The organism is Paenibacillus sp. SYP-B3998 (assembly GCF_010820665.1).
Taxonomy (GTDB): domain Bacteria; phylum Bacillota; class Bacilli; order Paenibacillales; family NBRC-103111; genus Paenibacillus_E.
Window position 1 is genome coordinate 194,022 of record NZ_JAAIKC010000006.1, and the last position, 23,004, is coordinate 217,025.

Genomic DNA, 23,004 nt, shown 5'->3' on the forward strand with positions numbered 1-23,004 from the left:
CATAAACTTAGATAAAGCTTGTATAAATAAAGAGCTTCTCTCCTTTCGGAAGAAGCTCTTTATTTGGAAATATTACCTAATTAAATAACAAAATGGCTTACTTCATCGCGTAATTCCTGAGCCAATTTGCTTAATGAATCCGCAGATCCTGCAACCTCTTTCATCGCTGTAAACTGTTCTTGCGAAACCGTAACGACGCTGCTTGAATGCTCGGAAATTTCTTGTGAAAGGTGAGATAGCATCTCTTCCGAAGCTAGCATTTGTTGAGTACCCGCCGATATTTCTTCTGTAGCTGCAGATACCTCTTGAACTTGGCCTGTGACTAGCTGAATCGCCGAGAAAATTTCATAAAATGCGTCTCCAGCTTCCTTCACACTATCCGAACCTTGGTCGACTTCGAAAGCGCCTTTCTCCATCACCGTAACGGCATGAGTCACTTTCTGAACAATATTTTCAAGCAGCTCCGCGATTTGCTCGGAGGATTGTTTGGACTGTTCAGCCAATTTCTTCACTTCGCTTGCCACTACAGCAAAGCCCTTACCATGCTCCCCAGCTCTCGCCGCTTCAATCGAAGCATTCAATGACAGCAGGTTCGTTTGCTGAGCGATACCGCCAATGACACCTGCAATCTGCGCCACTTGCTTCGAATGCTCGCCAAGATCATGGATAACATTGACCGATTCTTTCACAGAAGATCGAATATGATCGATCTGAGTAATCGTTTCACGAATTAAGCTCTTTCCGAGTTCTGCATCTTGCAGAGCTTTAGAAGATGACTCAGCAGCTATAGATGCGGATTCTGCGATTCGCTGTAGGCCCATCGCGCTTTCTTCCATCGCCTTTTTATTTTCTTGCATGCTACTCAGCTGATTGTTTGCCGAACTTGCTATTTCTTGTATTGCATAAGTGACCTGTTGAGCGGCCTCAACGGCCATTTCAGAGCCGACAGAAAGCTCCTTTGAAGAATCGGCAACTTGCTCCGCACTCGCATTGATTTTGAAAAGCAGATCCCTCAAATTCCGTTTCATTGTATTAAACGACCCCGCCATTTGACCAATTTCATCTTTGCTTGTGATTTGCAGATCGGCTACTGTCATATCCCCTGCCGCTATACGCTTCGCTGCTTCCATAACAATTACGATAGGCTTAGAAATAATTCTCCCCATGAAAATCGCGATAAGACAGCTTAGCAGTAAGGCGCAAAGAGCAACTCCTACAATAATTTGTTTCACATGAACGACATCGTCGCCTGTTGCTAGCATAGAAGCTTCTAGCTGCTCCTTTTGGAAATTTTCTAATTTTTGTGCGGTTTCCGCCATTTTATTTGCTTGCGGCACACATTTTTCCTGAACAAGGCGTGTATAGGTAACAATATCATTTTTCTTTTTGTAGGAAATAATTTCTTGCACGACTTGGTTATATTCGGATTCTTGACTGATCAATTCATTTATAAGTGTGACCATTTGCTCTGTGTTCACAGATTGCAACAAGCCTTTGCTCAGTTCAGCAAATTCCTTACGATCGGCCAAGTAGGATTGGACCTGCTGTTCATCCCCCGTGATCAAATACCCTCTTACGTTCTTAGCTTCATTCGTTGTCGCATATTTAATCTCTTTAACGTTTATAATCTTAGTAACCCTGTCTTCAATTAAACTTGTATAGGTTTTGTTTACGGAAGTGATTTGCTTCCACCCAATAAAAGCTACAACTAAAGTAAGTAATAATACAACGGCAAATCCACTAAATAATTTTCTCCTGATATTCACTATGTATTTCCCTCCGCATGCTCTCTAATTCTTTATAAAAATAGGTCTGCTATTCTAGTTGTATTGGATTCTACTAATATTATACATTAGCGCGCAAAAATATTCGACACAAAACGATTTTGTTCAACAAAAAAACATAAAAAAAGCGATACATTCTCTGCAGAATGTATCGCTTTTTCACACATTGGAACACTGCTTATTTGCGAAATTGCAGCATTTTCCGACGTCCCTGAACAATTTGCTCCAACTGCCATTTTTTCATACGTTTGATGCGATTTAATTCCTTCCGTTTCTCTTCGTCTACACCAAGAATATGGTGAAGATGTGCAGCTATGACTAACAATGCCATACCTAACCAGGCTGCACTGAAAATCATTGGCAATGTCAAACCTTCACGAAACGTTAATTGAGGAACAGAATAAAACAGCATACCTAACGCTAAGCTCATAAATACGACATTTTTGAAGCCTTTCAAATGGCTGCACTCCTTTCGCTCTGACAAGTTCGTCATCCCGTCTCTTGCTTACTACATTGTATGAGACAAGTTCTTTAAATATGAGCGAAAAGACGAATGAGCCCTGTAGGCTCCTTATTCAATTTCGTATCCCTGTGTGCGCAGGAACGATTTCATGTGTTCACGGGGTCTCATCGCCTTACCCGCCATTTCTTTGGACCAGGTCGTATCGACTTTGCCACCAGTACGCTCTTTCATATAGGTGCGAATCGTTTCGTCGTAGACATTGATCGCACTTGGCTTGTCCGTATACCGATTTTCGTGGTAAACAGCTTCTTGCGGGAGCCGTGGGCGCAGCAACGGCTCTTGATCCGGCGTGCCGATGCACATGCCGAAGACTGGGTACACCAGCTGTGGGAGTTCGAGCAGTTGAGACACCTCGGAAGGGTTGTTGCGTAGCCCGCCGATATAGACCACGCCGAGGCCTAACGATTCAGCGGCAATTGCTGCATTCTGAGCAGCTAGCGCAGCATCCACGGTGGCAATGATGAAGTTTTCGGCATTGCCCGTAACCGGCGTATTTCCATGAAGCTGAACAGCCTGCTCGAAACGGTGCAAGTCGGCACACCACACGAGGAACAACGGACACTCGTTAACGTAACCCTGATTGCCGGCAAGAGCGGCAAGCTGTTTCCTTACCTCTACATCCGTGATCCCAATGACACTATAGGCCTGTATATTACTTGATGTAGAAGCGGCTTGCGCGGCAGTTAAAATCGCGGACAGCTGCTCTGAGCTAACGGCTTCCTTCGTAAACTTTCGAATGGAACGATGGTTTTGCAATAACGAGATGATTTCGTTCATGATTAAACATCCTTTCTGCCCATAATCAAGAAAGTCTCCAAGCATATGGTCGACAAACATTCATGCCAATTTACTTGTATTTCTTTTCTCCATGTTTATCACTTCCAATTTTCACATATCCATCGCACTACAAAAAAGAGCGCAAACTCATTACAAGTCCACACTCTCCTTACTTACAACGATAACGCCTTCCTTGCTTTCCGATATAAGATAGCAAGTACCCAAGGAATGGCGATAATGAGTACGAGCACGAGCAGCGTGTACACATTAAACAGAATAATAGATCCAGGTGCATGCACCTTATACTTCCACAAAGATAGGAGCGCCGGATGCATCAAATATACAGCAAAAGATACCGAACCGAGAGATGTTAAAAAAGTGGCCACTCCAACTGCACTCTTTTGCATAAGCTGCGCTAGCCAAATGAAGCTAACTCCGACGCCAAGGCTATAGAGGACCCATAAGATCTCAAACCATGTATTATCAAAGGAATAACCTTTCTTTTCTCCAATAAATAGAAGCGTATAAGCGATACCACTTAACACGGTTGCAGGAAGCACCCAACCTTTATTGCGATTCAACCACGCCCTAAACTCTTTATAATGAATGCCAATAGCGCCTCCAATCAGGAAATAGGCGAAATACGTGACGCAAAGAGACGGTTTGTGGCTGATCGTTCCGAACCAATGATTATAGATATACACTCCCGCTTGAATCAACACTCCCCATAATGCCAACGTCCGACGGAACCAAGGCATCTTCCTTACAGCCCACACCAGTAATGGGAACAGCAAATAGAACTGTACAATGATGATCATAAAGTACAAATGATAGGAGGAATCTGCCCACTTAAGCTGCCCCAAGAACACCCTTATATCCAATTTTATCGGATGTCCAGGTGTAAATAGCCAAAAATTATAAATATAATAGAAAAATGACCACAGGATGTAGGGAACCAGGACCTGCCGCACCCTTTTCCAATAAAAGAGGCCCGCTTGCTTAGCACTCCAATTATCGTAATAGATGTAGAAGAGAACAATGCCGCTGATAAATATAAATACAGGAACCGCAAAATAACTAATTTTGTTTAAAATGACGTTTAATAATTGTGTACCGCTGCCCAATAAATTCTTATCCACCGTATTGTCTGCTGTTACATGGATCAAGACAACAGCGATGATCGCGAGCGCTCTAACGATATCGAGCTCCGTAATTTTTGCTTTTGCCATTTTCGTATCTTGTCCTCTTTTCCTTGTCAAATACCTTTTAACTATAGTCAGTTTCCAGAGGCTTCCCATCTGTAGATTCTGCGCTTAGGAAAGCCTCTTTTTCTTATTTTGTCATCGCTTCGAGTGGCTCCGCAATAATTCGCTGTACATCCTCAAGCACTACAGACAAGCGGCGCTCCGCATCAAACAACCGACTGATGTTCGGATTCAGCGCAAGTACTTCGTACATTTTCTGCATCTGTTCCATTTCATCCTGCGGCGGCATCTCCCCAGCCATCATTTTTTCTTGAAACTCGGATTGACGTTTCCGGAAATCCTCAAGCATCGTTTTGGAAGTAGGCTCTGTGTCTACCTTAGCACGGATGTCCTTCATTTCCTTATATTCATTACATTCCTTGATGGCTCTTGCCAAATCATAAGCCTTATCGTGTACATTCATTTTCGATGACCTCCATCATTTTTGTCCATCTTTCGGTTGGGCTCTTCCCACTGTACTTTCAGACAGATGCCTAAGCACCAAGGGATATATGTCCTCATATGATGGGAGTAGTTTACTTTGCTTAAACAGCAATGCCATTTTTGATGCTGGAAGGAGTGTTCGCTATTGACCAGGACGAAGATTGGGATATCCATTCAAGGCACCAGCATCTATTTGGATGATCGGACCGTTGTTCTAAGTGAAGCCATTGCAAAAAAATGGAAAGTTCCAGCTAATCAAACAATCACTTTGCGATTTGGCTCTGCCAAGCAGGATGTCAAAGTCGTCACCGCCGCGATTTCGAACAGCTTACGTGTTAATTCTGCTCTCGCTTCCAAACTCGGTCTCCATCATGGAGCTCAACTCTGTCTTCATTATAGACAAAGCAGCAGTACCTTGTCGATCGGACCTCTCATTGGCGTTATGATCAGCCGAGTCTATACTGGCTCGCAAGATCGGCCATTTGGCGCTATCACGGCCTTTTGCAAGGAAATGACAGAAGCGTGTGAAAAGTTTGGAGCACTTGTATGCTTTTTCCCACCCAATGAAATGCGCGCATCGGCTCATTCTGTAACTGGATATTCGTACGCCAGTGGTTCCTGGAGTAAAAAGACGTTTCCGATTCCCAACGTCATCTATAACCGGCTCACCTCTCGCAAATACGAGAACATGACGAACGTTCAGCAGTTCATGAAAGAAGTAAAATCTCGATATGCCACAGACATCTTCAATGAGAAATATTTGAATAAGACAGAAGTATTCGAAGCACTTCACAAAGATAATACCCTGCATGGATATTTACCGGAATCGTATCTGTTTAAAAATTATCAAATGCTAAAATCCATGTCCAGCCGCCACCCCGTTTTATTCTTAAAACCAATTACAGGAAGCCTCGGCAAAGGCATCATTCGGATTCGAAAGGAAACTGGAGAAGTATACACGTGTCATTTTACCAATCTTGGGGGCGTTCGTAAACAGTCCTTCCCTACGCTTACAAGTGTATTTCAGTCGCTATCCGGCAAGCTAAAAACCCAGCGCTATCAGCTGCAACAAGGACTCGATCTAATCTCAGCGGACGGCAGACCTGTAGACTTCAGGGCTCTCGTACAAAAAGGGCCGCTTGGTCAATGGGCCATCACATCCATTGTCGGGCGAATTGCCGGCTCGCAGCATTTCGTCTCCAATCTCGCAAGGGGTGGTTCGCTCAGCACGGTTAAAGCTGCTCTTGCCAAATCTTCACTGAGCGCACAATTACGCCTTTCCGCATTTGCGCGACTACGAAAAGCATCGTTAGACATTGCCAAAGGCATCGAAACACAGATTCCAAACCATTTCGGCGAACTCGGCATCGACCTTGCCATCGATACGAATGGGAAAGTCTGGCTCCTTGAAGTGAATTCCAAACCTTCTAAGGATGACAATACGCCTTTAACCAACGAACGTAAGATTCGACCTTCTGTAAAACAACTCGTGCAATATGCCCGTTATCTGGCAAAGTTTTGAGGTGAAAATATGCAGCTAAGCGAAGCACGCCCTTTACTAGGAATTATGGTGACGGAACTGATGCGTCAACTACCTTTTGCCAATTCAGATTTCTATAAGCGTCTTACTCAATTTGGCTTACAAGAAGGCTTACACGTGTTTGTTTTCTCGCCGAATCGAATTGATTGGGATCGATTCACGGTAACTGGGTACACGTATATTCCGGAGAGTCGAGAGTGGATTACGAATCTTTTTCCTCTCCCAACGCTTATTTATGATCGTTGTTTCTTCAGCACTAAGGATAGCTATCATCAGTACCGTTCCCATGTGAGCAAGCTGCGTACAAAGCCTGAGATTCGCTTTCTTGGATATGGCTTAAGCGGTAAATGGGAGGTTCAACAAATCCTACAAAAGAACGATTATTTACTTCCATATTTACCAGAAACTCACTTTCTTACTAACGGTCATGACTTGCTGCATTGGCTGAATAAGAGCAACGAAGTGTTTCTCAAACCACAAGGTGGCAGTCAAGGTAGGGGGGCCCTTCATATCCAGAAGGTCATGTCCCCCGATGATAGGATGCGCTATATCGTGAAGGGGCGCAATGCTCGAAACCTCCCCATTCATCGGCATTTCAAGAAATTCGAAGCTTGCTGGTATTGGCTTCGTGGCCTGATTGGCAAGCGGCCTTATTTAATCCAGCAATATCTGACTCTTCAATCAAAAAAGGGAACGGCTTACGATGTTCGTTCCCTTGTGCAGAAGAATGGCAAGGGGCTTTGGGAAACTACCGGCATGGCTGTTCGGAGTGGAAAGCCGGGCAGTATTACCTCCAACCTTCATGGTGGAGGTACTGCTGAAGATGTGACTGACTTCCTGACGAGAGAGTTCGGCGCAACCCAAGCAGAGACCCTTATTGCTGAGCTCACCTTGCTCTCTAATCTCATTCCACCTGTTCTTGAAACTCATCATGGACGATTAGCAGAGCTTGGTATTGATTTGGGGATCGATACTTTAGGTCGTATTTGGATTCTTGAAGTGAATTCGAAACCAGGGCGGACCATTTTTGCGCGCATGCATGACAAAAAAGCACGTTCTAAGTCCATTGCAAACCCGATCCGCTATGCTGGATTTTTACTACACAAGAAGCTGAGTTAAGCTTGCTTTGCTGATTAGTGCGTTAACCCCGGCTGGCACATTTAAGGTGTCTGCTTGCTTTGGCACGGAAAGCCCCTAGGGCAACATATTTAGGAGGGTAACCTAATGAGTTTGACAACGTGCATGCTTCACGCCGTACAAAGAACAGATAGATCGGTCTACTTAACAAGTGAACTCGTCAAAGCTTTACGGTTAACCGGCACTAAATCCCTTACCGTAAAAGTTGGCAGCAAAACGGCAACTCTTCCGATTCGTTTGATCAAAAAGTCTGGTCAGCATATGTACATCCCGCTTTCTCTACTTAGTACCTTACACATACCTAAAGTTGGAAATGTGTTAGTTGCCAGTACGAATAATAAAGAAATTCGACTCGGCCCGCTGATTGGTGTTTTGACCAATATAGCTGGCAGCACTTCTCCTTTTGGAACGAAAACTGGCTTCATACGCCAATTCATGAATACAGGGTCAGGTAAATCATTTCACTTCGCTTTCAGCCCGAGAGACGTCAATTGGACACAAGAAACGGTCGTCGGCATTGTACCCAACAGTGGTGGCGGCTGGATACGTAAAACATTCCCGCTTCCAGACGTCGTCTACAATCGTCTTTCTAGCCGTAGAGCTGAGAAAACAGCTGGGATAGAAGGCTTTAAAGAACGATTTGTACGAAGAGGCATCCCTCTTTTCAATTGGAGCTTTTTCGATAAATGGGACGTCTACAAAATGCTGGATGGCGATGATGCCTTCCGCTTCGTGCCAGAATCTCGTATTAACCCCTCCGCGGATCAAATCAAAGAAATGCTTGATAAACACAAGTTCATTTACTTGAAACCGACTGCTGGCAGTCTGGGTATTGGGATATACCGCGTAACGTATAACCCCAGAAAAGGTTATTTCGTCCGCTTCCGCAAAGGAAGCAACAATGTACTCATTCGTTATGCAAAATTCGATGGCCTGATGAAAATGCTGGGAACAGGACGCGGACGGTTAACCAACTATGTAGCTCAGCAAGGTATTCGCTTGATCGAAATCGACAGTTGTCCGATTGATTTCCGTTTTCATATGACAAAGAATGGCAGCAACAATTGGGTCGTAGCCGCCATCGGCGCTAAGAAAGCAGGTAAAGGCAGCGTGACGACGCATGTCCGCAGCGGTGGCCAATTAATGACATCAGAGCAAGTGCTGCGCCAAATTTATGGTAGCCGGGCGGATCAAATGCTCACGAATGCCAAAGAAACAGCAGTCAAACTCGCGGAAGGTATTGAAAACAACTACAACCATCTACTTGGCGAGCTCGGATTTGATATCGGTATCGATCAAAACGAAAAAATTTGGATGTTTGAGGCGAACGCCAAGCCGGGTAGATCGATCTTCAAGCATCCCTCTTTGAAAGACGGAGATATTGCTTCACTCTCCAATATTTACGAGCACTGCCTCTACTTGAGCCGCTTCCGCTCTAGGAGGGATAGTTAATGGGCATTATGGGCTTCACCCTTCATAATAAAAATGAACATCCGACGCTGGCCATCCTTACCGTTAAAGACAGTAAACGTATATTTAGGGGGAACTTGGATAATTTCATCGATTTAATTCGTACAGGAGAGCGACTGGGTCTTGATGTTTATGTTGTAACCACAACTGAATTCAATTTGACCGCTTCTCAACTAAATGGCTATCGATACGATTTTGACAAAAAAAAGTGGCGGAGGGATCTTGTTCCCTCTCCCCATGTCGTTTACAACCGAATCCCTTATCGCAAAATGGAAATGAAGCCGGAAGTCCAGCAAACGATTCAAGCTTGTAATCGCAGCAGTTCCGTGCACTTGTTCAACTCTTCATTTTTCAACAAATGGACCCTTTTTGAATGGTTGAATAGTGCTAAAGAAAGTAAGCCGCATATCCCGGATACGCAGCAGCTCACATCAGCAAGAGATATTACGCAATTATTGCGAAAACACGCCGTGCTCTATTTAAAACCTGTCAAAGGCAAAGCGGGTAAAGGGATTATGCGAGTCGAACGCATTACTCATACAAATAAAAATAACGAGTATCGCTTGAGCCGGCAAGAAAATAAAAAGATGGTCTATACGCTCCACAGCACCGTCGATGATCTTTGGAAAGAATGGATGCAACACCGCGGTTCACATGACTATATCGTGCAGCAGGGGATTACCTTAACTCGCTATAATCAACGTGCTTATGATTTACGAGCGCTCATCCAGAAATCGTCCAAGGGCAATTGGAGCGTGTCGGGTATCGGTGCTCGTGTAGCCGGAAAATCAAGTATCACGACGCATGTGCCACGCGGCGGCTCCATCGACAATCCAAGTAAGCTGCTCACGGATGCTTTTGGCGCAATGGAAGCGAAAAACATCCTGAAACGAGCAAGATCAGCTGCGGTTACATTGGCGAAGCAAATCGAGAAGTCATCGGGAAATTTGCTGGGAGAGATGTCAATGGATCTAGGAGTGGATACGAAATCTAATATTTGGTTTTTCGAAGCGAATGCCAAACCTATGAAATTCGACGAGCCCGAAATTCGCAAGAAATCGCTTGAACGTATCATCCGATACAGCCTCTATTTAATTAACCATGGGAGAAGAAGGTGACTATGCTTGGCTTCACGACGACTAGGCGTGCTCGCTATTTATTTAGGCAAAACGAAGCTGGAGGAACTCTCTTATTTTCGTAGACTTAGTCAGGAAGGAAGAAAACTTGGGGTTCAAGTCGAGGTTTTTACGCCTGATGATGTAGAAAGCGACATTGCTGTGCGCACGCTAACGTATGATCCCTCATCGCAGAAGTGGGTTAGAAGGCTAACGTCTTTCCCATCCATTATCTACGATCGCTGCCGCTATCAAGCCGCCGCTAACTATCAAATGCTGAAGGCATTTCGCAAAAAACACGCAAGGCTCACTTATTTAAGCAAGCCTTTAGCGAATAAATGGAAAATGCATCAAATACTAACCGAGAGTGAATCGATTCGAGACTATCTGCCAGTCACCATACGTTACAGTACGACTCAGGAGCTAATGCGCTTTCTCAAAAAACATAAACTCATTTACGTCAAACCGAAGAACGGAACCGGCGGAAGAGGTATCCTGCGCATAGAGCAAATCGAGACTGACCTTTATCTTCTGCAAGGTCGCAATCAGTATCGAAAAATACTGGCTCCGTATCGCGCAACGGAAAAGCAGCTCATGATCAAGCTGAACACGCTTAAATTAAGCCCTGACTATGTTGTACAACAAGGTATCCAACTTACCTTACAGGATGGCCGCGTGCATGATTATCGACTGCTCATCCAAAAAAATGGCAGTGGCGAGTGGGAAGTCACCGGCTGCGCAGGACGCATCGGTCCTCAGCGAAGTATTACGTCAAACCTTCATGGCGGCGGCAGTGCTGTCGCGTTAGAGAAGCTTCTAACCTATCGTTTTACTTCAAAAGTCAAGATCGATGTTATCAAAAAAGAAATGAATAGCTTTGCTTTCAAGCTCGCTAATTTTCTTGAAACTAAGTTTGGTAAACTTTGCGAATTAGGTATGGATATTGCCGTGGATCCGAAAGGCAACGTCTGGCTGCTTGAAGTGAATCCAAAGCCATCCCGCGAAGTATTCCATAAAATCGGCCAAAAGGCAACCTACCAGAAGGCGGTTACACGGCCACTGGAATACGCCCTTTGGATGATGAAAGAGAATAAGAAAAGCGATTAATAAAGCAATGGAACGGAACGATGCCGCGTCATACTCATCGGCTCCGTGCTACATAGATTCGTCATAATATTTCCGCTACACCCTGAACTCTTGATGGTTAATTGTTGAGTTCTCGATTTGTATCGTGGTATGAATAATTCGAAATCGCTGCTCGATTTGTTCAATAGCGTTCTGTAAAATAGTCTGACTATCGCGATCATCATGAATGAGCAGATGACAGCTCAAAGCATTCAACCCCGAGGTAATCGTCCAAATATGCAAATCATGCACGTTAATGACCCCTTCAATGTCCTCCAACATGTGCTGAACTTCCGTTAATTGAATCGCAGTTGGAGTTCCTTCCATTAATATATGAAGCGTCTGCTTCAGAACTACCCATGCCCCTTTCAAAATGAGCAAAGCTACGATAACACTAATGATAGGATCTGCCACGTACCAGCCGAATAGCATGATGACGCCGCCTGCGGCAATTGCGCCTACCGAACCCAAAGCATCACCTAGGATGTGCAAATATGCACTGCGCAAATTGAGGTTACCATGCACGTCCCCTTTGCGCATTAGAGACCAAGCGCTAATCAGGTTTGCAAGCAAACCCACAGCTGCGATCAGCATCATCGAACCGCTTGCGACCTTAGGAGGGTCAATAAAACGTCCAACTGCTTCCCAGATAATAAATCCCGCAATAACGAAGAGCGTAACCGCATTAAATAATGCGGCTAGTATTTCAAAGCGATGATAGCCATACGATTTACGCGAGGAGGATGGCTTTGCCGCAAACCAAATTGCAAATAAGCTCAAAGCGAGCGCTCCAGCATCGCTTAGCATATGACCGGAGTCGGATAATAGAGCCAGACTGTTTGTAAACAGACCCCCTAGGAATTCCAGAACCATACTACAAAATGTAATCAAAAAAGCGATTAAAAGTCCTTTTTTATTCCCATCCTGAGAATGTCCGTGACCATGGTGATGATGGCCGTGGTGACCGTGATCATGACCATTATGGTCGTGTGAATGACTGTGCGAGCTGTGATTGTGCATCTTATTTCCTCCCTATATCTGGCTTTTAGAATGGATTCCTTTAGATTTGTTTATACATACGAATAACATATGAATGAATGATCATATATTAATAATAACGAAATATGCCAGCCGAAGTCAACCGCATTTCGCCTAAAAAACAAAAAAACCGACTCAAACGCTCATCATGCCGCGTTTGAATCGATTCTAACCCGTTCCAACATTCATGTTTAGGTTCCTGTTGCCGTCTTGTTCGCTCCAGCCTCTACACCATCTGAATCAAAGGTTATCGTGGCACTAAATAGCGTATTAGATACGGAGAAATCCCCCGTAATTCCGCCGCCGCCGCCCGAATACGATTTGCTTGCACTGGTCGGAGCAACAACGCACGTGTCCCCGTTTATCAAGTTTCCTTCGTTTCTTATGACATTGAATACTCCTACAAATGCAGGCATTATGATCAGCACCCTTTATCTTTCAATGTGCTATAGTGTATGCCCAACATGGCATCCTTGCGACAACATTTATTAGGTTAGAGATGATCCAACAGTTCAATGAAGCTTTGTATACGAATATGCGCGCCTTCAAGCTCACCTTCTTCCCGAAAACCGGCGTAATCGCATGCGACAACGGCAAGATGGTTCGCCAGCCCCGCTTCCACATCAGAGGATCGATCGCCGACCATCCAAGCAGACTGCAGGTTATGGGTTTCAAGCAAAATTTCAACTAGCTCATCTTTAGATTTCGTCTGATATTTCCCCGCGCTATAAAGTCCTTCAAATACTTGGCTGATCCCCTTAGCATCTACGACCTGCTTCACGTAATCCTCCAACCCGTTGCTCGCCACAAATAAGCGAATCCCTTGGGCTTGCAAGATTTCCAGCGTTTCCGCCACACCTTCATACAGTTCTCCTTCGCCTCTCAGTAAACCAGCCGTTTGATGCCGAAGAAGAAGCCGATCCGCATGCAGTCGCACTTCTTCAGAGGCTTCTGGGATGACCCGCTGCCAGATATGCTCTAACAGCATACCGAGTCCGCCCAAAAATAGCTCCTCAGGAGGCGTTTCCCCTGCATACATCCCTTCTTCTCGCAAATCATCGAATGTAGCATGATAAGCGGGCAATAGCAGCGTTTCGGTCTTAAACAAGGTGCCATCCAAATCGAATAGCATCGCCTCAGGTCGTGTTAATTTGATTAACATCTCTAAGCTTCCTCTCTTGAAGCATTTCAATATGGCTTCATATAATTTGTAATGATCTTAGTTTAGAATGGCAAACATCCCCCTGTAAGTCAATGTCCCTTTTAGGTAAAAAGTCTGTTGCCGTTGCTTTACAATTCAGTTATGATTGAAATGAGAGTATTTTAAATATAAAATGATATTTTTATGCAAAACAAACACATATTTGAGCAAAAATGTTATTTACACATTTGTTATAACAAATTAGCTAGAATCAACAACCAGCAAATGAAAGTGAGGAAATACGTTAATGAACATTCACGTTTTTCAAAATGAACAAGAATTAAATGAAGCAGGTGCAGGCATTATTACCTCGTTGGTTCAAATGCAACCAACGGCTGTACTAGGATTAGCTACGGGCGGCACGCCAGTAGGTATCTACGAGGAACTTGTGAGAGCCTATGAGAAAGGACGCGTCTCCTTTAAATCCGTAACTACGTTTAACTTAGACGAATATGTTGGTTTGCCCGAAGATCATCCGGAAAGCTACCATGCTTATATGAAGCATCACTTATTTGCTCATATCGACCTGCCTCATACGCAAGCTCACATCCCGAACGGCAACGCAGCAGATAGTGAGGCCGAGTGCGAATATTACAATCAAGAACTAGAAAACGTGAAACAGATTGATTTGCAAATTCTTGGACTCGGGCATAACGGTCATATCGGCTTTAATGAACCCGATCACTCTCTCGTTAGCGGTACCCACCGTGTCGAATTGAAGCCAGAAACGCGCGAAGCGAATGCACGTTATTTTAACTCCATTGACGAAGTTCCGACTCATGCCCTAACTATGGGTGTAGGTACAATCTTGAAAGCCAAAACGATTCTGCTTATCGTTCGTGGCGCAGACAAGGCTGAAATCGTCCACCGCGCTTTAACGGGTCCTATTACAACTGAAATTCCTGCGACGCTTCTGCAAACCCACCCGCATCTGGTCGTTCTTCTCGACGCGGAGGCTGGGAGGTTATTTCAATGAGTGAAATCATCATTCATCATACTGCCGTTGTAACCGAGCAAGGAGTTATAGAAAATGGCGTCATCCGTATCACGGATGGCGTAATTTCATATATAGGGGATGCGGAAACCTGGCGGCCAGAAACCGCGTCTGGTGAAGCTCAGCATATTGATGCAAAAGGAGGCTGGTTGCTGCCTGGTTTCATTGATGTGCATGTCCATGGCGGTTATGGCGCTGATTTCATGGATGCCACACCAGAAGCGATGGATACAATTACCCGTTTCCATGCTCAAAATGGTACCACCTCTATGCTCGCTACGACGATGACTGCTACACGTGAAAATATTGACCGTGTTCTTGGTGAAGTACACCGTTATATGAGTAAACCTATGCCTTACGCTGAGCTGCTCGGCGTTCACATGGAAGGACCCTTCATCTCGCCGAAATGGGCAGGTGCACAAGACCCAAACCTTATGCTGCTTCCGCAGCTTGATTGGCTTAAAGATTGGTACGAGCGCTACCCACAGCTCGTGCGTCAGTTAACCTTAGCCCCTGAACGCGAAGGGGGCCTTGAGATGATCGCGTGGCTGCGCGATCATAACATTGTAGCCGCATGCGGCCACACCGACGCGACCTACGCCGACATTCAAGAGGCGGTTGGCGCTGGACTCTCGCATGCGGTCCACACCTACAATGCAATGAAGCCGCTTCATCATCGCGAACCTGGTACCGTCGGTGCGGTACTTACCGACGCCCGCATCAGCGGCGAAGTGATCGCCGATGGGCACCATGTGCACCCTGCAGCGATCCGCCTGCTGGCTATGGTCAAGCAGCCGCATGGTCTGCTGCTGATCACAGACGCAATGTCCGCCGCAGGACTTGGCGATGGTCATTACGAGCTTGGCGGGCAAGGCGTGACCGTCAAGGCGGGCGTAGCGAAACTGACCGAAGGCGGCGCACTCGCTGGCAGCACGCTCACAATGATTGACGCGCTGCGTTTCATGGTGCGCGAGGTTGGTGTCAGCGTAGCCGAAGCTAGCCGTTATGCAAGCGGCAATCCAGCTCGCCTGCTGGGTGTCGAAGCGACGCATGGTTCGATCGCGCAAGGCAAGCGAGCTGACCTGCTGCTTGTGAGTCCAAAGCTAGAGCTAGAACGCGTGTGGGTTCAAGGCAGAGAAATCACCGCGTAAATCATAACCTTAGCCTCGCTCTCTTCATTCAAGTGAAGAGCGAGGCTTTTCTGTATGATTGGCCTTCCTTTCTACTCGAGATGTTCTATTTCTTTTGTAAAGATGCAGGACCTAATCTTGTTATGTCGAAAAATGCTTAGTATCCATTGTAAGGAAAGAGGACTCATTATGATCTATGCGCTTAAAATTGCATACACCTTACTATTTCCTCCAGGCATTATTATTGTTCTCCTGCTTAGTATTGCATTAAGGCTACAACAAAAAAGAGAATTTATCGGATCACTTCTCGTGGGAGTTGCCGCCCTTGTATTATGTGCAACCTCCCTCCCTTATATAGGCAATGAGTTCCTTCAGTCTATCGAACAAAGATACTCACCGCCTAAACAGTTTTCTGGTGACGTGCTCATCATGTTAACAGGCGGCGCTACGCAGGATACTCCCAACCCGCTGACGGGTGGAGAGGGCTATCTATCTCCTTCTACTTCTGCTCGTGTTTTAACCACGGTTGAGCTTTATCGCAACACCAAGCTGCCAATAATCCTATCCGGTGGACAAGTATTCAGTGATACAGGCAATGAATCGCAGATCGCAAAACGGCACCTTCTTGCTCTTGGTGTGCCCGACTCGGCGATTACCCTTGACGATACAAGCCGCAACACTAAAGAAAATGCGGCTAATGCCGTGACCATCCTGAACCAAAAGAGCTGGGAACGCCCCATCCTTGTTACATCAGCTTTTCATATGGCACGAGCGGTGAAACAATTCCAAAAACACAAGGTCAACGTAATTCCCTACCCCACAGACTTTCAAACAAATCGCAAACAAACGATATACTTCAGTAAATTCATCCCTTCTTCCAGCGGACTTTCAACAACAACCATGGCGCTTAAAGAGTATCTCGGCTTACTTGGTGCGCGGAAATAAGTTAAGAGTGCCGACACCGTCTTTTGGTTAATCTAGACATACAGAAAAGCCTAAACCTTATTCAGGTTCTAGGCTTCTTCATCCTTATAGGCATTTCCCAAAATCATCAATCAAAACACACGCTGACGCTCCTGATCCTCCTTCAACATCTCCACAGCTTCTCTAAAACGCAGGGAGTGAACGATCTCCCTTTCGCGTAGGAATTTCAATCCATCCTGAAGATCGACATCATCCGTCAAATCAATGAGCCACTGATACGTAGCTCGAGCCTTCTCCTCCGCGGCTATATCTTCATATAGATCCGCTATCGGATCACCCTTCGCTTGTATGTAGGTAGCTGTCCATGGTACACCGGAAGCACTTTGGTAAAACAACGCTCTATCATGGCTAACGTAATGATCATCTAGCCCTGCTGCTTTTATCTGGTCTACAGTTGCATCTTTGGTTAACTTATACACCATGGTGGCAATCATTTCCAAATGGGCGAATTCTTCCGTGCCAATGTCCGTTAGAAGTCCGATCACTTTGTCTGGAATCGTGTAGCGTTGATTCAAATAACGAAGCGCAGCCGCAAGTTCGCCGTCTGCTCCTCCATACTGCTCAAGAAGCAGTTTGGCCATATGGGGATCACACTTACTAACACGTACAGGGTATTGAAGCTTTTTCTCATAAATCCACATGCGCTTTGCTTCCTCCTCTCACACTTGCCATGGCCAAGGAGCTTCTATCCATTGCCAAGGTTGTTTGCTGTAGGCGTGCCCAAAAGGCATTAAGGGGCCGAACTCCAACTCGAATTGATTAGCAATATGCATCCTTTTTTGAGCGAATTTATTATATTGTTGAAGCGCAGCCAAATCGTCTGGATGGGTGTCCAAATACAACGTAAGTTCGACCAAGACGAAATCCACGGCTTGTAAATCATGAAGCTGACTATAATAGGACTCGGGCATTCCTACCTGACTCATGTTTGGGATCTCCCTTCAACCGCTTTCGCTTCATACGGACCATAGAGCGCTGGCCATAGTGTGCCGATTTTTAAAGCTTCATAGGGACTAAATTGTGGCAGACCTGGCGGCTGATAAACCATATATAACTGCGGAGGTGTGTTATAGAACTTTTCTCGAATGGGTGGACATGGATCGAATGGACTGATGTAAGGGTAATAGACCTTGAATTGCGAATGCATGCGCTCCCTCCTCTTCTTGGGCATAATCGGGCATCTGACCACTCGACAGAGGCCTATATGTTGGTTATATGCGCAATAACTTGACCATAATCACATCTTTTCCAATATTTCCATATTGTACGTTATGGGTACAGGCGGATAAAATAAAATCAGCTAGGCTTGTAACAATTAAATTGCCTTAAAAGGGAGGATAAAACGATGAAGGAACAGAAATTTATTCTCGCTGCAGCCGTAATACTTCTCACAACCTCCATAAACAACATGATTCCCGCCCCACCTGCATATGCAGCTACGACTAGCAGCGCCGCCTTAACCCAAGGGATGTCAAACGTTTCCGTAACTGGATTACAGCAAAACCTAAAAATTCTTGGATTTTATACATATCAAACGGTAACTGGATACTTCGGAACAATCACCGCTCAAGCTGTCAAAGACTTTCAGAAAGCATATAGCCTGCCAGTGACGGGTAACGCAGATGCAGCTACTCAAATCAATATTAGTCATGCACTTACAAAACGAACGATGATGAGCGATGCAATGAACTTGCTTCGTGTCCCCTATGTATGGGGAGGCGTAACAACTCAAGGCTTTGATTGCTCCGGTTTCGTATATTTTTTATTTCAAACACATGGAATTGCTATGACACGAACGACGTCCAAGGCACTATTCGATATGGGAGCTTCCATCCAGCAAGCAAACTTACAGCCTGGCGATTTAGTGTTCTTCGCGATTGCGACGCCAGGTGTCGTTGATCATGTCGGCTTTTATATGGGCAATGGACAGTTCTTGTCCGCCACTCGTTCAGCTGGCATCTACTCCCAAAGCATGACTAGCACTTACTGGGCTCCAAAATATTTAGGTGCTAAACGAGTTTATTAAGCCCTGCATGCTGAAGCAAAAAGACTCGTCACTCCTACTATCAGCTTAGGAATGACGAGTCTTTTTCAATTACAATAAATGATCAATAAGTTCATGAAGCCTTGTGACAGTGGCTAGAGGTTCAACATCATCTTTTGGAGGCTTACCATATTTATTCAGCCAGATAGCCTTCATGCCAACACGTATGGGACCAGCAACATCAGCCTCCCACGAGTCTCCAACAAAGAGAGCTTCTTCAGCCTTCACATTGAAATAATCAAGTGCCAACTGATAAATACGCGGATCAGGCTTAGCGATTCCGACCACATTCGAAATCCATACCTGTTTGGCGGGGAATAGCCCTTCCAGCCCTAAGCGCTCTATTTTCCCCTCCTGCATATCATGAGGCCCGTTCGTAATAATGCCTAACAAATATTTCTCTTCGAGCCGTTGAAGCATCTCTAGGACTTCGGGTTCAGGCTGTAGGCTAATCACATATCGGTTAACGAAATCCAAATTAAACGCCGTTGCTTCCTCGTCCGTCATCCTATACTGATAATCAGCCAAAGTCTCGATCAGCCTGCGGTTGCGATAAGCTTCAATCGAACAACTTCTTTGTTCGTATAAATAGTAGAGTTCATCGCTTTTCTTTTGAAATGCTGCGAAGAAAGCTTCCGTTTCATACTTCTTGGTCGCGGCATGTTCGGCAAACATCATCTTCAACACAACATTCCACGTGCGAGTAAAGTCAAACAGTGTATCATCCAAATCAAATAAAATTAGTTTCAAAATCTTTCACACCCTATAAGCATACTCAAGATCAATCCAGCTTGATGTTTAGCTTCAATAAACCCGCTTTTCTCATGGCTTGATAAATAATGATGACTAGCGGCCCAAGAAACAGGCCAATAATGCCAACCAGCTCAAAGCCCACATATAAACTAATTAAAGCAGCCAGCGCATTAATCCCAACAGCATCGCTTAATACTTTAGGCTCAACAATTCGCCGGAATATCGTTAAAACAAGGAACAAAATCAAGAGCCCAATCCCCATGGACGTGTGCCCGACAAGTAGTTGGTAGGTTAACCAAGGGACAAACACCATGCCTGTTCCTATCACAGGCACAAACTCCATCACCATGACTAGAAGTGAGATTGCGAGCGGATATTCCGCCTGCAAGACCAGCAAGCCGATAAACGTAACCAAGTAGGTCAAAACAGCCATAATGAGCTGAGCCCGGATGAAGCCAAAAATTGCCTGCCTTAAGTTCAGCAGCACATGGTCCATCTTCCCTCTGGATTGCTCATCGAAAATGGAAAGAAAGGCCGTTTTCAGCTTCGGTAAGCTGATCATAAATAAATACAACGAAATTACGAAAACGATTAACCAAACGAACAAATTTGGAATTTTGCCAGCAACATTAAGGAAGAAACCAGAAATTCCGCTAAACACCTCCGTTAAGGTGCCTGTTAAGGTCGTTATACCTCGTTCTATCCAGGTCTGCACCTGCACAGCCATATCGGGTGATAATGACTCATAAAACCCTTGCGTACGCGTTATTGCTTGATCTACGTACTTATTCACTTCATCCATATAATTCGGAGCTTTGCGACCCAAGTCAATCAACTCGGTTACGACATTCAAACCGATAAAATAAAATAGTGTCAATGTCAACAAGGTAAAGAAGGTGCTGATGATCGTCGCTGCTATCATTCTGTTCACCCGAACCGCTTTCATTAGAAGCACTGTAAGGGGATCAAGGAAAATAGCTGTAACCATAGCTAGCATAAAGGGCAGTCCTATGGTAAACAATCCATACAATAACAGCAATCCAAGAACCATAATTACGACAGTCTTCAAAGACATGGTGGGCTCCTCCGCTTATTCGTTTCCGAGTTTTATCGTGGTGTTTTTGTAATATGAATCCTTACAATACGCAGTCTATCCACTTCTGAAACTTCAAAAACATGGGAACCAAACTCTATTTTTTTACCTTTTACCGGTATACCTTCCAATTTCTTGAACAACCAACCGCCGATGGAGTCCACATCATCGTCTTCAATATCCAAATCCAACATATCGTTCAAATCTTCAATCAATACGCGCCCATCTACCGATGTGTAGGTATCCTTAACCTCAACTTCCGATCGTTCATTGATATCGAATTCATCATGCAATTCACCGACAATCTCTTCTAAAATATCCTCTAGTGTTAGAAGCCCGGCCGTTCCTCCATACTCATCGATCACGATAGCAAGTTGGGAATGTTTTTTCTGCATCAGCTTCAGAACTCGGCTTACTTCCATAGACTCGGGAACATTCAAAATGGGACGAATAAAGCTCTTAAGCTCTTGCTCTTCGTCTGGATCTGCTGTCAACAAATCAGCAATATGCACAAAGCCTACAATCGTATCCTTATCTTCGATGCCAACTGGATAGCGGGTATGCTTCGTTTCATGCACCATTCGCAGATTATCAATGAAGCTCAAATCCAAGAACAAACAATCCATATCCGTACGCGGCAGCATCACCTCTCGCGCAATTCGTTCAGAGAACTCGAAAATATTATCAAATAAAACCATCTCATCTTGATTGATATGACCGCTCTTGACGCTCTCATCCATAAGAATACGAATTTCTTCCTCCGTATGCGCTGCCTCGTGCTCACCTGCCGGCTCTACACCGATCCAGCGTAAGAACATATTGGCTGTTCCATTCAGGACCCAGATGATTGGACGAAACATCTTGTAGAAAAATAGCAGCGGCGCGGATAACCACAACGAAGTTAGCTCTGCTTTTTGAATCGCAAATGATTTAGGAGCCAACTCACCAAGCACGATATGCAGGAAAGTTATGAACGCGAACGCTACAATGAATGACAAGGTATCCGTGTATACGGAAGGTCCAATATGAAGCGAATGCAAAAGTGGCTCCATTATAAGTTCTGAGACGGCAGGCTCTCCAACCCACCCTAGTCCCAGGGAAGCTAGCGTAATCCCAAGCTGCGTTGCAGATAAGTAGGTATCCAGCTGAGACGTCACCGTCATCGCGTACTTGGCCTTACTGCTGCCCTCGTTCAGAAGCTGCTGTATCCGGGATTGGCGTACTTTCACTAGCGCGAACTCCGCAGCCACGAAGAAACCGTTAAGCAGCACTAATACAATGACCAGCAGTAAGTTCAAACCTATGGAACCAATATCAAAAGATGTATGTGACAATGAGTAAATTCTCCTTCAAGTATAAGAATTAGATGATAGCTTTACGCTTTTTGAAATCCACGTCACGGTAGTAAGAATCCGCTACAAGCAGGTTGGGTCCACAGCAAGCTGCTTCACTACAGAAGCAATTCACACGTAAGTTTAGAGGATTATTTTCCCATCGCGCAAATATTGTATCCAAATCATCTTGATGCACATTTCCAAGCGCAGGCTCGTTCGCAAAATCGGTCACATACACATCACCCGTAAATGTACTTATATTTAATCGGTTACGCCCATCGGGGTCGTTGCGAACCGTTACATTCGGCTCATGGCGAAGCCTTTTGACCAGAATACGATCTTCTTCATTCTCATTACAAGCGAAGAATGGAAGCGTTCCGAAGAGCATCCACATTGCAGGATTCCGTGCATCTAGCAGCCGGTGAATGCTATCACGCAGCTGCGAGAGTGAAACCATCGGTAAGTGCGAGGCAAAAGAGGTCGCGTACATGGGATGCACCTCGTGCCGTTTACAGCCCATTTCTTCAATAAGCTTATGTATGCTTGGTAATTTCTCATGCGTTCGTGTATTGATCATAGATTCTGCAGAGACGTACAAGCCACCTTTGCTAAGCGCAACTGTGTTCTCCACCATTCGCTCGTACATGCGCGCCGCGGTATCATAGCTAACTGGATGATTCGCATTGACGAAGCCGACCTGATGGAAATCTTCCGCGTTCAAATAGTTAAATGAAATATGCATAACATCCAAATAGGGAGCAAGGAGCTCGTATCTTGCCAAATCCAATGTCAGATTCGAATTGATCTGCGTTCGAACGCCACGATCTCGCGCATATTTCAAAATCGGGAGCATATAGTCTTTTACGATTTTGAGATGGTACGACGGCTCTCCGCCGGTTAGACTTATTGTCTCTAGATGTTCCACCTGATCCAATTTACTCAGAATCACATCCAGAGGAAGCCTTGATCCTTCCGTCATTGTTAAGGAATCGCCTACTGCGCAATGCTCGCATCGCATATTGCAAAGATTCGTAATCGTAAGTTCTACGCTGGTTAATACATGCTTCCCATACTGTCGATAAGACCGAATCGGGTCCCACGGATCATTCTGGGGAGTTAGCTCCGGCAAAAGGGAGCGCGTTTCATTGACATTCATGTTGTTCACACCTTACCTATCATTTCCTAATAACGAATAAATGGTTCTATCACGCCTATACCTATGCCCTATATTGTAACTTATGATTAGTAAAAAAGGAAACGGCCAGAGCGGAAAG

General features: G+C 45.0%; 24 protein-coding genes. 9 read left to right on the top strand and 15 right to left on the bottom strand.

The genetic code is table 11. The features are described 5' to 3' along the window. Window positions 1-80: 80 nt before the first annotated feature. The 5 genes from GK047_RS30410 to GK047_RS17380 all read right to left on the bottom strand — a co-directional run bounded on the left by GK047_RS30410 (window position 81) and on the right by GK047_RS17380 (window position 4,752). Window positions 81-1,766, bottom strand: a complete 1,686-nt coding sequence (locus tag GK047_RS30410; RefSeq protein ID WP_163949349.1) for a methyl-accepting chemotaxis protein — start codon at window positions 1,764-1,766, stop codon at window positions 81-83. A 196-nt stretch (window positions 1,767-1,962) separates the two neighbouring features. Next, a complete protein-coding gene (locus tag GK047_RS17365; protein ID WP_163949353.1) occupies window positions 1,963-2,241 on the bottom strand; it encodes a hypothetical protein in 279 nt (92 codons plus the stop codon). A 114-nt stretch (window positions 2,242-2,355) separates the two neighbouring features. After that, on the bottom strand, window positions 2,356-3,084 hold the full coding sequence (gene nfsA, locus GK047_RS17370; protein WP_163949355.1) for an oxygen-insensitive NADPH nitroreductase: 729 nt from the start codon (window positions 3,082-3,084) through the stop codon (window positions 2,356-2,358). 173 nt (window positions 3,085-3,257) lie between these two features. After that, entirely contained in the window at window positions 3,258-4,313 is a 1,056-nt protein-coding gene (locus tag GK047_RS17375) for an acyltransferase (protein ID WP_163949358.1), read from the bottom strand. Window positions 4,314-4,416: 103 nt separating this feature from the next. Further along, the gene (locus tag GK047_RS17380) at window positions 4,417-4,752 is read right to left on the bottom strand and encodes a YlbF/YmcA family competence regulator (RefSeq protein ID WP_163949361.1); all 336 of its coding nucleotides are present in this window, start codon (window positions 4,750-4,752) and stop codon (window positions 4,417-4,419) included. A 165-nt stretch (window positions 4,753-4,917) separates the two neighbouring features. Here GK047_RS17380 and GK047_RS17385 point away from each other — a divergent pair, with 165 nt between their 5' ends. The 5 genes from GK047_RS17385 to GK047_RS17405 all read left to right on the top strand — a co-directional run bounded on the left by GK047_RS17385 (window position 4,918) and on the right by GK047_RS17405 (window position 11,141). Beyond that, window positions 4,918-6,294 carry a YheC/YheD family endospore coat-associated protein gene (locus GK047_RS17385; RefSeq protein ID WP_163949363.1) on the top strand — a complete coding sequence of 459 codons (1,377 nt, stop codon included), beginning with the start codon at window positions 4,918-4,920 and terminating at the stop codon, window positions 6,292-6,294. 9 nt (window positions 6,295-6,303) lie between these two features. After that, the gene (locus GK047_RS17390) at window positions 6,304-7,431 is read left to right on the top strand and encodes a YheC/YheD family endospore coat-associated protein (protein ID WP_163949366.1); all 1,128 of its coding nucleotides are present in this window, start codon (window positions 6,304-6,306) and stop codon (window positions 7,429-7,431) included. A gap of 105 nt (window positions 7,432-7,536) precedes the next feature. After that, window positions 7,537-8,901, top strand: a complete 1,365-nt coding sequence (locus tag GK047_RS17395) for a YheC/YheD family endospore coat-associated protein (protein WP_163949369.1) — start codon at window positions 7,537-7,539, stop codon at window positions 8,899-8,901. Next, window positions 8,901-10,037 carry a YheC/YheD family endospore coat-associated protein gene (locus tag GK047_RS17400; RefSeq protein ID WP_240344012.1) on the top strand — a complete coding sequence of 379 codons (1,137 nt, stop codon included), beginning with the start codon at window positions 8,901-8,903 and terminating at the stop codon, window positions 10,035-10,037. The genes GK047_RS17395 and GK047_RS17400 overlap by 1 nt, the downstream gene beginning before the upstream one ends. A gap of 6 nt (window positions 10,038-10,043) precedes the next feature. Further along, window positions 10,044-11,141, top strand: a complete 1,098-nt coding sequence (locus GK047_RS17405) for a YheC/YheD family endospore coat-associated protein (protein ID WP_163949372.1) — start codon at window positions 10,044-10,046, stop codon at window positions 11,139-11,141. A gap of 75 nt (window positions 11,142-11,216) precedes the next feature. Here the strand turns inward: GK047_RS17405 and GK047_RS17410 are convergent, their stop codons facing one another. From GK047_RS17410 to GK047_RS17420, 3 genes are all read right to left on the bottom strand, one after another. Further along, entirely contained in the window at window positions 11,217-12,179 is a 963-nt protein-coding gene (locus GK047_RS17410) for a cation diffusion facilitator family transporter (RefSeq protein ID WP_163949374.1), read from the bottom strand. Between the two features lie 209 nt (window positions 12,180-12,388). Next, the gene (locus tag GK047_RS17415) at window positions 12,389-12,613 is read right to left on the bottom strand and encodes a spore germination protein (RefSeq protein WP_163949377.1); all 225 of its coding nucleotides are present in this window, start codon (window positions 12,611-12,613) and stop codon (window positions 12,389-12,391) included. Window positions 12,614-12,690: 77 nt separating this feature from the next. Beyond that, window positions 12,691-13,359 carry an HAD family hydrolase gene (locus GK047_RS17420; protein WP_163949379.1) on the bottom strand — a complete coding sequence of 223 codons (669 nt, stop codon included), beginning with the start codon at window positions 13,357-13,359 and terminating at the stop codon, window positions 12,691-12,693. Between the two features lie 286 nt (window positions 13,360-13,645). On the opposite strand from GK047_RS17420, the gene nagB reads away from it, so the two are divergent. From nagB to GK047_RS17435, 3 genes are all read left to right on the top strand, one after another. Next, window positions 13,646-14,374 carry a glucosamine-6-phosphate deaminase gene (nagB, locus tag GK047_RS17425; protein ID WP_163949382.1) on the top strand — a complete coding sequence of 243 codons (729 nt, stop codon included), beginning with the start codon at window positions 13,646-13,648 and terminating at the stop codon, window positions 14,372-14,374. Beyond that, on the top strand, window positions 14,371-15,543 hold the full coding sequence (gene nagA / locus GK047_RS17430; RefSeq protein WP_163949385.1) for an N-acetylglucosamine-6-phosphate deacetylase: 1,173 nt from the start codon (window positions 14,371-14,373) through the stop codon (window positions 15,541-15,543). Before nagB ends, nagA begins: the two co-directional genes overlap by 4 nt. A 168-nt stretch (window positions 15,544-15,711) precedes the next feature. Beyond that, window positions 15,712-16,467 carry a YdcF family protein gene (locus tag GK047_RS17435; RefSeq protein ID WP_163949388.1) on the top strand — a complete coding sequence of 252 codons (756 nt, stop codon included), beginning with the start codon at window positions 15,712-15,714 and terminating at the stop codon, window positions 16,465-16,467. Window positions 16,468-16,577: 110 nt separating this feature from the next. Here GK047_RS17435 and GK047_RS17440 read toward each other — a convergent pair whose 3' ends face one another. The 3 genes from GK047_RS17440 to GK047_RS17450 are packed head-to-tail and all read right to left on the bottom strand — an operon-like array spanning window position 16,578 to window position 17,653. After that, window positions 16,578-17,147: a manganese catalase family protein gene (locus GK047_RS17440; RefSeq protein ID WP_163949391.1), complete on the bottom strand. Its 570-nt coding sequence runs from the start codon at window positions 17,145-17,147 to the stop codon at window positions 16,578-16,580. Between the two features lie 18 nt (window positions 17,148-17,165). Beyond that, window positions 17,166-17,432 carry a spore coat protein CotJB gene (locus GK047_RS17445; RefSeq protein WP_163949393.1) on the bottom strand — a complete coding sequence of 89 codons (267 nt, stop codon included), beginning with the start codon at window positions 17,430-17,432 and terminating at the stop codon, window positions 17,166-17,168. Continuing rightward, window positions 17,429-17,653, bottom strand: coding sequence for a spore coat associated protein CotJA (locus tag GK047_RS17450; protein WP_163949396.1), 225 nt, complete (start codon window positions 17,651-17,653; stop codon window positions 17,429-17,431). Before GK047_RS17450 ends, GK047_RS17445 begins: the two co-directional genes overlap by 4 nt. Window positions 17,654-17,851: 198 nt before the next feature. Between GK047_RS17450 and GK047_RS17455 the strand changes: the two genes are divergently transcribed. Further along, window positions 17,852-18,532 carry a C40 family peptidase gene (locus GK047_RS17455; protein ID WP_163949399.1) on the top strand — a complete coding sequence of 227 codons (681 nt, stop codon included), beginning with the start codon at window positions 17,852-17,854 and terminating at the stop codon, window positions 18,530-18,532. A gap of 69 nt (window positions 18,533-18,601) precedes the next feature. Here the strand turns inward: GK047_RS17455 and GK047_RS17460 are convergent, their stop codons facing one another. The 4 genes from GK047_RS17460 to yfkAB are packed head-to-tail and all read right to left on the bottom strand — an operon-like array spanning window position 18,602 to window position 22,886. After that, window positions 18,602-19,300 carry an HAD family hydrolase gene (locus tag GK047_RS17460; protein ID WP_163949402.1) on the bottom strand — a complete coding sequence of 233 codons (699 nt, stop codon included), beginning with the start codon at window positions 19,298-19,300 and terminating at the stop codon, window positions 18,602-18,604. A 31-nt stretch (window positions 19,301-19,331) separates the two neighbouring features. Further along, on the bottom strand, window positions 19,332-20,378 hold the full coding sequence (ytvI, locus tag GK047_RS17465; protein WP_163949405.1) for a sporulation integral membrane protein YtvI: 1,047 nt from the start codon (window positions 20,376-20,378) through the stop codon (window positions 19,332-19,334). A gap of 32 nt (window positions 20,379-20,410) precedes the next feature. Further along, window positions 20,411-21,730, bottom strand: coding sequence for a hemolysin family protein (locus GK047_RS17470; protein WP_205516839.1), 1,320 nt, complete (start codon window positions 21,728-21,730; stop codon window positions 20,411-20,413). Window positions 21,731-21,758: 28 nt separating this feature from the next. Beyond that, complete coding sequence (yfkAB, locus tag GK047_RS17475) at window positions 21,759-22,886, bottom strand: radical SAM/CxCxxxxC motif protein YfkAB (RefSeq protein WP_163949408.1); 1,128 nt, start codon at window positions 22,884-22,886, stop codon at window positions 21,759-21,761. Window positions 22,887-23,004 lie beyond the last annotated feature (118 nt).